General features: G+C 53.5%; 12 protein-coding genes. 8 read left to right on the top strand and 4 right to left on the bottom strand.

Going from position 1 to position 11025, the window contains the following annotated elements; translation table 11 throughout:
• Positions 1-2 precede the first annotated feature (2 nt).
• Positions 3-752: a hypothetical protein gene (locus Q5Y75_RS17050; RefSeq protein WP_306199629.1), complete on the bottom strand. Its 750-nt coding sequence runs from the start codon at positions 750-752 to the stop codon at positions 3-5.
• A 61-nt stretch (positions 753-813) separates the two neighbouring features.
• Positions 814-1821, bottom strand: coding sequence for a Bug family tripartite tricarboxylate transporter substrate binding protein (locus Q5Y75_RS17045; RefSeq protein ID WP_306199627.1), 1008 nt, complete (start codon positions 1819-1821; stop codon positions 814-816).
• A 135-nt stretch (positions 1822-1956) separates the two neighbouring features.
• Here Q5Y75_RS17045 and Q5Y75_RS17040 point away from each other — a divergent pair, with 135 nt between their 5' ends.
• From Q5Y75_RS17040 to Q5Y75_RS17030, 3 genes are read left to right on the top strand one after another with little or no spacing between them, the layout of a single operon-like run.
• Positions 1957-3048 carry an isocitrate/isopropylmalate dehydrogenase family protein gene (locus Q5Y75_RS17040; protein WP_306199624.1) on the top strand — a complete coding sequence of 364 codons (1092 nt, stop codon included), beginning with the start codon at positions 1957-1959 and terminating at the stop codon, positions 3046-3048.
• Positions 3045-4076: a Gfo/Idh/MocA family protein gene (locus tag Q5Y75_RS17035; protein ID WP_306199623.1), complete on the top strand. Its 1032-nt coding sequence runs from the start codon at positions 3045-3047 to the stop codon at positions 4074-4076. The genes Q5Y75_RS17040 and Q5Y75_RS17035 overlap by 4 nt, the downstream gene beginning before the upstream one ends.
• A complete protein-coding gene (locus Q5Y75_RS17030) occupies positions 4073-4750 on the top strand; it encodes a GntR family transcriptional regulator (RefSeq protein ID WP_306199621.1) in 678 nt (225 codons plus the stop codon). The genes Q5Y75_RS17035 and Q5Y75_RS17030 overlap by 4 nt, the downstream gene beginning before the upstream one ends.
• Positions 4751-4790: 40 nt before the next feature.
• Here Q5Y75_RS17030 and Q5Y75_RS17025 read toward each other — a convergent pair whose 3' ends face one another.
• Together Q5Y75_RS17025 and Q5Y75_RS17020 are read right to left on the bottom strand one after the other, a co-directional pair.
• Entirely contained in the window at positions 4791-5006 is a 216-nt protein-coding gene (locus Q5Y75_RS17025) for a hypothetical protein (RefSeq protein ID WP_306199619.1), read from the bottom strand.
• A gap of 249 nt (positions 5007-5255) precedes the next feature.
• Positions 5256-6083 (bottom strand): IclR family transcriptional regulator, encoded by an 828-nt coding sequence (locus tag Q5Y75_RS17020; RefSeq protein ID WP_306199617.1) that lies wholly within the window; start codon positions 6081-6083, stop codon positions 5256-5258.
• A 243-nt stretch (positions 6084-6326) separates the two neighbouring features.
• Between Q5Y75_RS17020 and Q5Y75_RS17015 the strand changes: the two genes are divergently transcribed.
• The 5 genes from Q5Y75_RS17015 to Q5Y75_RS16995 all read left to right on the top strand — a co-directional run bounded on the left by Q5Y75_RS17015 (position 6327) and on the right by Q5Y75_RS16995 (position 11023).
• Positions 6327-7421 (top strand): TRAP transporter substrate-binding protein, encoded by a 1095-nt coding sequence (locus tag Q5Y75_RS17015; RefSeq protein WP_306199615.1) that lies wholly within the window; start codon positions 6327-6329, stop codon positions 7419-7421.
• Positions 7422-7509: 88 nt separating this feature from the next.
• Positions 7510-8118: a TRAP transporter small permease subunit gene (locus Q5Y75_RS17010; protein WP_306199613.1), complete on the top strand. Its 609-nt coding sequence runs from the start codon at positions 7510-7512 to the stop codon at positions 8116-8118.
• Complete coding sequence (locus Q5Y75_RS17005) at positions 8111-9475, top strand: TRAP transporter large permease (RefSeq protein WP_306199611.1); 1365 nt, start codon at positions 8111-8113, stop codon at positions 9473-9475. Before Q5Y75_RS17010 ends, Q5Y75_RS17005 begins: the two co-directional genes overlap by 8 nt.
• On the top strand, positions 9472-10839 hold the full coding sequence (locus Q5Y75_RS17000; RefSeq protein ID WP_306199609.1) for an amidase: 1368 nt from the start codon (positions 9472-9474) through the stop codon (positions 10837-10839). The genes Q5Y75_RS17005 and Q5Y75_RS17000 overlap by 4 nt, the downstream gene beginning before the upstream one ends.
• On the top strand, positions 10829-11023 hold the full coding sequence (locus tag Q5Y75_RS16995; RefSeq protein ID WP_306199607.1) for a hypothetical protein: 195 nt from the start codon (positions 10829-10831) through the stop codon (positions 11021-11023). Before Q5Y75_RS17000 ends, Q5Y75_RS16995 begins: the two co-directional genes overlap by 11 nt.
• Positions 11024-11025 lie beyond the last annotated feature (2 nt).

Below are 11025 nucleotides of genomic sequence, written 5' to 3'. Positions count from 1 at the left end.
GGCTATTCTTTCCAAAGAGGCCTAAGCGTCACGTAGTAGTGGTATTCGATCTGCTTAAAAATCAGTCCCCCGCGCGCGGGCAAGTTCTGACGAAATCCGAAGGCCATGGCACAGACCAGGATGAGAGGCGCGAGGATTGCGATCAATGGCACAACCCGTAGCACCTTGTCGTTTGCGCCTTTCACAAGCAAAAGTACGGTCAAACCGATCCAGAGAAACAGCGTGACCCAGTCATCCGCATGGTTGTTCCAATCCGCTTGCGCAGGATAACTGACGAAAGCAAAAACCCCGGCCGCCACCAAGAACATGCAAGCAACAGATGCGCGCCACGCGTGTCCGCCAAAAAAACCAAAGCTGAGGCCAGTTATCAGCAGTCCGGAACACAGAATGAAATCAACACGGGGCACTAAGCCGACAACATAAGCCAACAACATCAGGCTGATCGTTGAAACGCGAAGCGCCTCAGCCTTGTCCCAGCCAAGACCAACAGAGGTCACAGCATGTTGTGCACCACCCGAGCGGATCGAAACGATCAACAAAACAAAGGCCAATACGAGTATGGCTGTGAAGATAAAGAGTGGAACAATCGCCGCGGAATTGTACCAGTCTGTGCCGCTGACGCCTGCTCTGTTCCCTCCCCATAGTGGGATAGACGAGGTTTTCCAAAGAAAGAAAATCGAGAGTACGATCAGCGTCAACGATGCCCAGAAATCGCGTGCGCGCAACACCAGTACGTCATCGGGCTTTTCCATTTGCCTGCCTCCAGCAAGAAAGGGCGCAGGTCAGCGCCCTTTCCAGACCCATGGTATCAGTTTAGGGCTTTTCGATCCCCAGCGACGCGGGATCAACCGTAGTTGCGCCTAGATCCTGCAGTGTATAGGCGAAGGTCGCTTCGAGGTTGGAAAACAGCTCTTGTGCTTCGGGGCCGTACTGACCGCCAACATCATAGTTGTTCGCCGCAGCCCATTCCGCCACCGTGTCAGATGCAATCGCTTTTTCAAACGCTGCTCCAAGAGCGGCTTTGACATCGTCTCCGGCCGAGTTGTGTACCGCAAACCCGATTGCCTGCTTAAGGGGCAGATACTGGTCCAAACCATCATAGATACCAAATGCGGATGGGACCGTCGTTCCGGCGATCTGCGCATCTTCGGGTGTCAGCATCGCCAGGGGCTTTAGCTGCCCGCCTTCGATCAACGGTGCCTGCTCGGCCAGAGATGTCACAACAAGCGCAACTTCGCCTGCGATGGCTGCTTCCTGTCCAGGTGCCGAGCCTTTGTACGGCACAAATTTGAACTCTGCGCCCGAGCCTTTTTCGATGGCCAGCAGGTTCAGGTGGTGGATGGATCCTGCCCCGGATGCAGCCGCGGGGATGGTACCGGGCGCCGCCTTTGCAGCATCGACCAGATCCTGCAACGAATTGTAAGGGCTGTCAGCGGGCACAGAAATCAGGTCGGGTGAACCGCCAACGATGAAGGGATACCAGAAATCAAACTTCTGATCCCAGCCACCCTGCACCGCAGCAGTGACATTGGATTCCGACAAGCCAACCAGAGTGTAGCCGTCGTTGGGTTGGTTCATGACGTAAACCATGCCGTTCGATCCGGCGACACCACCTGTCTGATTGATCACGTTGATCGACACTGGCAGATGCTTTTCCATCTCGGCCATGATCATACGGTTGATCGTGTCGGTGCCGCCGCCGGCCCCCCAAACAACTGCTGTGGTGATATCGCGAAAGGGGTAGTCCTGCGCGCCTGCGGTACTGCTTACGCCCGCTGCAAGCAAAGCAGAGACGATCAGCTTTGCAAATCCAGATTTCATCATAGTTCCTCCCAAGAAATCACAATGTGCTTTTTGTTGCATTTTATTTCGTATACGTTAAATTCAGCATTGTCAACGCGTCGGTTTGCGTTTACCGCCAAATTGCCAAGCGAGCGAAAAGGACATGACATCAGGATGACAGGAAAATTTGAGATCGCTGTGTTTCAAGGTGATGGTATCGGCCCAGAGATCATGGCACCCACAATTGAGATTCTTCGCCAGATGTCGGATGCCAGCCCGGACTATGATCTGACGTTCACAAATGCGCCTGCCGGGGCTGCCCATTATGCTCAAACAGGTGACTCATTCCCCGACATGTCCATGGAAATTGCACGCAGCGCTGATGCCATATTGCTGTCGGCAATGGGCTTGCCGGATGTCAGGTATGAGGACGGAACAGAAATATCCCCTCAGATCGATCTGAGAAAGAAACTCGGGTTATTCGCCGGCGTTCGACCGGTGCGGGTCCAGGCAGGACAGTCCACGCCTCTTGCCTTACCTCCGGGCAAAGAGATCGACTTTGTTCTCGTGCGTGAGAGCACCGAAGGGCTCTTTCATACACAAGGTTGTGGTGAAGTTCTTGAGAACGAAGCACGTGAAACATTGCTGATAACCCGTGACGTTTCTGAAAAACTGTTCAAGTTCACATTCGACCTGGCAGAAGAACGTCGCAAGCAGGGAAAAGGCAAGGGACATGTCACCTGTGTCGACAAGGCCAACGTCTTCCGTGCGTTTGCCTTTTTCCGCGACATGTTTGATGCAGAAGCCAAACAACATCCTCAGCTTGAGGCGAACCATGCATATGTTGACGCGACAGCGCTATGGATGGTGCAAAAACCCTGGGAATTCGATGTCCTTGTGACGGAAAACATGTTTGGCGACATCCTCTCAGATCTGGGCGCTGGTCTGATGGGCGGTCTCGGCCTGGCGCCATCGGCTGATATCGGACTTAACCACGCAGTGTTTCAGCCTTGCCACGGGTCTGCGCCCGATATCGCAGGCCAAGGCATCGCCAACCCGTTTGCAATGATCCTGTCTGCTGCCATGATGCTCGAATGGTTGGGATCTCGTAATGACAACGACGCCCTGATCAGCGATGGATCGAGGCTTCAGAATGCAGTCGAGAAAGTGATTTCCGATGGCAACTCGCTCACGCGTGACCTGGGAGGTGAGGCCGGAACAGAAGCAGCAGCATCGTCTGTGCTGCAAGAGGTATTGGTCGCATGACTGACACGCGCAAGGTAAAGGTCGCATGTGTTGGCGCCGGATACTTTAGCCAGTTCCACTATGAAAGCTGGTCGCGCATGGCTGACGTGGACCTTTTGGCGTCTTGCGACCTTGAATTGGAAAAAGCGAAGGCTACTGGTGTGTCCGCCTATACGGATTTGTCGGAAATGCTCACCGCCTGTGAACCCGACATTCTGGATGTGATCTTGCCGCCGACCGGCCATGTGGAGACGATCAAAACAGCGCTGTCTCATGGGATAAAGTGGTTAATTTGCCAAAAGCCCTTTTGCCCGTCTCTTGAGCAAGCTGAAGAACTTATCGCTATGGCAGACGCCGAAAATGCGACGATAATCATTCACGAGAACTTCCGGTTTCAGCCGTGGTTTCGCGCGATTAAGTCGGTTCTGGACCGCGGTGGGATCGGCACTCCGTTGCAGGCAACCTTTCGTCTCCGGCCCGGCGACGGCCAGGGGCCAAATGCTTATCTGGACCGGCAACCCTATTTTCAGAAGATGCCAAAGCTGCTGGTGCACGAAACTGGCGTTCACTACATCGATACGTTTCGGTTTATGTTTGGCGCGCCAAGCTCGGTCTATGCAGATCTGCGAAAGATCAACCCCGTCATCGCCGGTGAAGATGCCGGACATGTCTTGTTGAACTATGAAAACGGCATGTCGACGCTGATCGATGGAAACAGGTGTTTGGACCATGCAGCCGACAATCTGCGACGTACAATGGGAGAGGCATTGATTGAAGGAACAGAAGGGACACTGACCCTTGCGGGCGACGGTTCTGTGAGCCTACGTGCTTTCGGACAACAGGAGATTCAGGTGGTCCGACCAGCAGATACATGGGATGGGTTTGGTGGAGATTGCGTTCACGCTTTGCAAAGTCACGTGATTTCGGGTTTCCTGTCAGGGACGCCAATCGAAAACGTCGCTCAGGAGTATCTTGAGGTCCTTCGAACCGAAAAAGCCGTCTATGCGTCGAACGAGGCGGGAAAGAAGATCATGCTGGACAAAAAATGAAGCCCAAAAACGAGAAGGTCCTGTCAAATACCCAACGTGCAGTTCACGATCTGCGCGGCATGATATTGTCGGGGCAGCTGGCCGCGGGGACCGATCATCTGGAATCGGAACTTGCCGAACATCTTGGCATGTCCCGGACCCCGGTTCGAGAAGCAGCCTTGATGCTTGAAAGTAAGGGTTTGCTTGAAATGCGCCCGCGCAAAGGCGTTCGCATCCTGCCGGTTTCGCCGGATGATATGTGCGAGATCTACGACATACTGACCGAACTCGAAAGCCTCGCGGCGCAGAAAGCAGCCGAAGCAGGTTACGGCGATGACAAGCTGGTGCCTCTTGCCCAATCCATCGACCGTATGGACAACGCGATTGAATCGGAAGATCTGGAAAGCTGGGCTGAAGCGGATGACACGTTTCATCGTGAACTCGTTCGCCTTGGCGGAAACACCCGCGTCGAAAAGATCGTAGAGATGATGAGTGATCAGGTTACGCGCGCGCGTGCCGCAACGCTCTATGTCCGCCCTTTGCCGTTGAAATCGAACGAAGATCACAGGGCTGTGTATCAGGCCATTCGAAACAGAGATCCTGAAACTGCGCATGCCCGACACCGTCGTCACAGGTTGCATGCAAAAGCTGTGATCCTTGAAATCCTCGAAAAGTATCGTTTCAGCAAGTTGTGAACCCTTGCGACCGTCAATTCACGTGTCACAAGGAATGGATTTATACCGGGAAAGTCCATGGAAATTCCCGGACCATGACCCCATGCGGAAACCTATCAGCATTCATGCTGGCGTCGCCCGCTAAGGCTGCAACAACAGGTTGCAGTGTTTTTTCTGCGCGCTCGGCTTGATCCACTCGGATCTCTTCGTCTTCAGAACTCAACTGGATGTTGCGCATTGCATGCGCGATCAGCGCGTCAAACGATACCGGGATCAAGCGTTACCGCCTGTCTGTCCGTCTCGCGCTTTGTATACAGTGAATTCAAGAACGTTGCGAAGGCTGGTTTTTTGCTTTTGTTTCATAGGGTAATGGGGTTTTTCCTGCCATAAGCTGGCATGGCGCACTTATGGCGCATTCTGATTTGACCCAGAACTTTCCGGTCAAATCGACCTTGGGCTGGAATCCGATTCGAGCCAGCCTCGGCCATGCCGTTAGATCTCAGAACTTAGCTTCGGAAATCAGGGCTCAGGCCTGGGATGTCTTGAGGTTTTCCGACATTGACGCCGCCGCGTTTTGAACAGCTGTGGCGAGCGTTTCCAATTTGTCGTCGGGGAAACGCGAAATTGGTCCCGATATTGAGACACCGGCAATCACATTTCCCAAGCTGTCAAAAACAGGAGCTGCAATGCACCGCATCCCAAGAAAACGTTCTTCGTCATCCAGGGCCCAGCCTCGTGAATGGATATTTTCCAGCTCAATCAACAATTTCTCGGCTTCAGTAATCGAGTTGTCTGTTTGCCTCACAAGACTGAAGGTGCCCAGTAAATCGACAAGCTTTGATCGGGTCATGTAGGCCATAATCGCTTTGCCCACACCGGAGGTGTGAAAATACGCTGAAGTTCCGTTCTTAATTGAGGCCCGTATGGGATTCTCTGACTCGACCTGAATCAGGTAAATCAGCTCATTTCCCTGCTCGACTGCAAGATTGGCCGTTTCCCCGGTTTCCTTAGAGAGTCTGCGCATCAAAGGCGGGGCAACCTCAAGCAGATTCGACCCCTCTTCAAACGCACTTCCGATTCGAAATGCCTGTGGGCCCACACGCCATTTCCCGCTGACAAGATCCTGAGAAACCATGCCACGCGCTTCAAGCGTTGCAACAATTCGATGGGCTGTGGCCGCAGGAATATCCGTGCTCTTTGCTATCTCTGCAAGTGTTGCGCTGCCTTCATTCGCCAGAATGGTCAAGATCCGTATACCCCGATCAAGAGCAACCACAGGCGAAGCAAGCGACTTACTCTCACCTAGCTGAGTACGTGGACGCCCGCGGCGCGTGGCGGTTCTTTCATCTGACATTTTTCGGCGGCCTGTTGTCGAATTCGCTAAACTGTACTTTATCGCGTCCGGTCAGGGAAAAAAATGAAAAAAAGAAAGTGTTATTTTACAAAAACTTAAATGCCAACATCAAAAGTTAACGGAAAAGTTTCCAAAAAATTTTGAAAATTTTCAGATTCTAACATATCGTTGCCTTATCCGCTTGGGAGCGGAATGGAGCTTTGGTCGCTCACAGATCGGCAAAGCCCAGTTAAGGGAGGAAACATGAACAAGTCTATGAACCGCAGAAATTTTCTGCGCGGATCTGCTGTCGTCGGAGCCGGTGCGCTCGCTGCGCCTGCTGTCCACGCTCAAGAAGGAACCAACCTCAAAATGCAAGCCGCATGGGGCGGTGGCATTTTTCTTGAGAACGCTCAATCCTACGTGAACCGCGTCAATGAGATGTCGGGAGGCAAACTAACAATTGAATTGCTGCCGGTTAACTCGGTTGTAAAAACAAGCCAGATGCAGGACGCAGTCCATCGCGGCGTCCTGGATGCCGCTCACTATGTGCCAGCTTATTGGTACTCCAAGTCAAAAACAGCATCTCTGTTCGGAACAGGTCCGTGTTTCGGCTGGTCCAGCCAAGAAGTTCTGGGTTGGGTCAATTATGGTGGCGGCCAGGAATTGTTTGACGAATTGATGGGCATCCTTGGCCTGAACGTGGTCTCGTTCTTCAATTCTCCAATGCCTGCTCAGCCTCTTGGCTGGTTCAAGCAGCAGATTACAGACGCAGATCAGATGAACGGGCTGAAATACCGCACTGTTGGTCTTGCTGCAGACGTTCTGCTTGAAATGGGTATGTCGGTTGTTCAGCTGCCGGGTGGTGAAATCCAGCCAGCGATGAAGTCTGGCCTGATCGATGCGGCGGAATTCAACAACCCAACTTCGGACCGCGACTTTGGTATGCAAGACGTGTCCAAGCATTACCATCTGGCTTCATTCCACCAGAGCCAGGAGTTCTTCGAAGTTACCTTCAACAAGGACAAGTTCAACGCGCTGGCACCTGAACTGCAGGCAATACTTCGATATGCTTCCGAGGCCGAGAACTCGAACTTCTATTGGAACAACACAAAGCGTTATTCCGAAGATCTGGTAACGCTGGCTGAAGAGCAAGGTGTAAATGTCTACCGCACGCCCGACAGCGTGATGCAGGCGCAACTTGACGCCTGGGATGTCGTGGTAGAGCGGATCTCGAATGAGGATCCATTCTTTGCCAAGGTCATCGAGAGCCAGAAGGACTATGCGAAGACGGTCATGAACTACCTGAACCTCAACCAGCCCGACTACAAGCTGGCGTATAAGCACTATTTCGGCTGAATCTAACGATTTTTTCAGAAAGATAGGAGTCGCGCGTTCAAGGCGCGCGGCTTCTTGATGTCCGGGCAGAACAGGCGAGGAATTGACGTTGATCAAGACAATCCACGCCATCGAAGGGCTTAGCCAATGGGTAGGCAAAGCCTTCGGATGGTGCATCCTAATATTGACACTTTCGGTGTCCTACGAAGTGTTCGTCCGATACGTGCTGAACAAGCCAACAGTCTGGGCGTTCGATATGATGGTTCAGATGTATGGCGCGCTGTTCCTCATGGCAGGCGCTTACGCCCTCGCCCAGGACGCGCATGTTCGGGGTGACGTGCTTTACAGGCTGTTTTCGGTTCGCTGGCAGGCGCGCGTTGATTTCATACTCTACATCCTCTTCTTCTTTCCCGGTATGTTCGCGTTGTTCTGGTACGGATGGGAAATTGCCGCCGACAGCTGGCGGTACGAAGAGGTCAGCTGGAATAGCCCCGCACGCATTCAGGTCTACTTCTTCAAAACACTAATACCGGTCGCCGGACTTCTGCTGATGCTTCAGGGCATCGCGGAAATGGCCCGGTGCTGGCTTGCTATGCGCACCGGTGTCTGGCTCGAACGGCTGGATGATGTGCGCGAAACCGAAGACATGCTCATGGAAGCATCTATCGACAGAGTCCGATCAACAGGACAACAACAAGGAGGCCGCAACGATGACTGATCCTCAGGTCGCCATCTTGATGCTCAGCCTCTTTATCGTCTTGGTTTTGCTAGGCTTTCCAATTGCCTTTACGCTGTTGGCGATGGGCGTCGGATTTGGGTACTATGCTTACTATCAATCCGCGCCCGAAAGCATCGCGGACATCTTCAATAACAACATCTTCTACCTGCTGAACCAGAACACCTATTCGGTGATGGAGAACGACACACTTGTGGCGATCCCATTATTCTTGTTCATGGGGTATGTGGTCGAACGGGCCAATATCGTCGACCGGTTGTTCTTTTCGCTCTATATGGCAGCGCGCAACCTTCCAGGTTCGCTGGCGATTGCAGCCCTATTGACCTGCGCTGTCTTTTCGACCGCATCAGGCATAGTCGGTGCCGTTGTAACACTTATGGGATTGCTGGCTTATCCAGCTATGGCAAACGCCGGATACCAGCGCAGCTTCGCATCAGGGGTAATCTGTGCGGGCGGTACACTGGGTATTCTCATTCCGCCATCCATTATGCTGATCGTTTACGCCGCCATCGCCGAGCTTTCTCCGCTTCGGCTCTATGCAGCGGCGGTGTTTCCAGGCCTTCTGCTAGCCGGTCTTTACATTGTCTACGTTATGGTTCGCGTTTGGATTAACCCTGCTCTGGCGCCAAAACCTCAGGAAGATGATATCCCGCCGAAACGTCAGGTCTATATGGATCTTCTGATCTCGTTTGTACCCCTGACCGTGCTGATCATGCTTGTGCTTGGCTCGATCCTGGGCGGGTTGGCAACACCTGCGGAGGCGGCCGCAATGGGCGCGCTTGGGGGGCTGGTGCTGGCTGTGCTTTATCGATCGCTCACCTGGGATAAGGTCAAGCAAAGTGTCTTTCTGACGGCGAAGGCCACCGCGATGGTGTGTTGGCTGTTCGTCGGATCGTGGACCTTTGCCTCAATCTTCTCGTACTTGGGTGGCCATGACGTGATTGAGCATTGGGTGGTGGGTATGAACCTGCAACCCTGGCAGTTCCTGGTCCTTGCTCAGCTTATCATATTCCTTTTGGGGTGGCCTCTGGAATGGTCTGAGATTCTGATCATCTTCGTTCCGATCTTTCTGCCTATGCTCGAGACTTTCGGCGTAAACCCGTATTTCTTCGCGATGCTAGTTGCACTGAATTTGCAGACCTCGTTCTTGACGCCTCCCATGGCAATGTCAGCCTATTATCTAAAGGGCGTTCTAAAAAATCAGATCCAGTTGATGGAAATCTTCAAAGGTCTGATGCCGTATCTGGCCATTGTTATCCTTTGTATGGTGTTGATGTACCAGTTCCCGGGAATTGCGCTTTGGTTGCCTGACTACCTGTTCGGGGTATGGGTGCCATGACAAAACACGACCTGTCCCTGCTCTCGGCGGCGCAATCCGCCGAGGCAATTCGAGCAGGGCACCTTTCGTCTGAAGCACTGGTTGAAAGCCATTTGGACCGGATCGAAAAAACGGATAGCTCAATTCGTGCATGGGCACATCTGGATGCGGACGCGGCAATTGATCAGGCTCGCGAAATGGACAGGGTTCGCAAGGCCGGGCGCGCAACCGGTGCTCTGCACGGAGTGCCGGTTGGTCTGAAAGATATCGTCGATACCAAAGACATGCCGACACGGCGGGGAACGCCTATCTTCGAAGGTCGACAGCCTGAAGCGGATGCAAGACTGGTCGAACACCTGCGCGAGGCGGGCGCGGTCATCGTGGGTAAGACCAAAACGACCGAATTTGCGTTCATGCATCCCACAGATACGACCAACCCCACCGACGTAACCAGAACGCCGGGCGGATCATCCAGCGGCTCCGCTGCGGCTGTCGCGGCGCGACATGTGCCGCTTGCCATTGGCAGCCAAACCGGTGGGTCCGTCATTCGACCCGCCTCTTTTTGTGGTGTCTACGGATTCAAACCCACGCGCGGTACTGTCTCGCGCAGCGGCGTGTTCAGAACCTCAGTCTCGTTGGATCATGTCGGCAGCTTTGCAAACACGCTGGAAGATGTCGCGCTGCTGTCAGATGTCATCTCAGGCTATGATCAAAACGATCCTGCCAGCTTTGCAAGACCGCGCGCGCAAATGCTGGCTGGCGCGCAATCCGATGTTCCGGTCTCGCCCGATATCGCCTGGCTGGACTTTCCATTCCATGATCGGTTGGATTCCGACACGACCGAAGGTCTCAATGCTGTCATTGAAGGGCTGGACGGCAGAGTCGAACGATTTGAGGCATCGCCTCAACTGTCCGATCTGATCAATGTACACAAAACAATCTACGACTATGAGATCCGCCAGAATATGGCTGAAATCGCTGGGGCTCATTGGTCGGACCTGAGCGACGAGATGCAATCTGCCATCACCCGCGCGGAAAACATCTCGCCAACGCAGTACGATGATGCGCTGGGCGTGATGGCATCCGCCCAGGGTTTCTTCGCCGAATACTTCAATGACTTCGACGCCATCATGGCGCCATCCGCAACTGGCGAGGCCCCATTGCTAAGTGCGGGGCATACGGGCGATTCAGTCTTTTGCCTGCCCTGGACGCTGGCAGGCCTACCCTGTCTGACACTGCCTTTGCTGGTTGGGCAGAATGACTTGCCCATTGGCGTTCAACTCATTGGCGGGGCGGAGGAAGATGACCGCCTGTTTCGCACCGCGTCATGGGTTCAACGCGCCCTGTCAGCTGAGAACACAGAAGGAAATCAACATGTCACGTAAGACAAACATCATCTTGGGCCTGATCGGAACCGGCTTGATGGCCATATTTGTTCTGGGTCTGGCACACAGCATCTCAACCGGTTTTGCCGGCTTTTGGGGAGGATTGCCATTCCTTCTGATCGCAGTCTTCGTGATTGCCCTGGCTCTTTACAACTTCTGGGAAGAAGCAATCAAAAAGGACTGAAT

Origin of the sequence: Ruegeria discodermiae, from assembly GCF_030758345.1 — a bacterium.
GTDB lineage: Bacteria > Pseudomonadota > Alphaproteobacteria > Rhodobacterales > Rhodobacteraceae > Ruegeria_C.
Note: the sequence above shows the minus strand (reverse complement) of the source record. Positions and strands in the feature narration are given on the sequence as shown.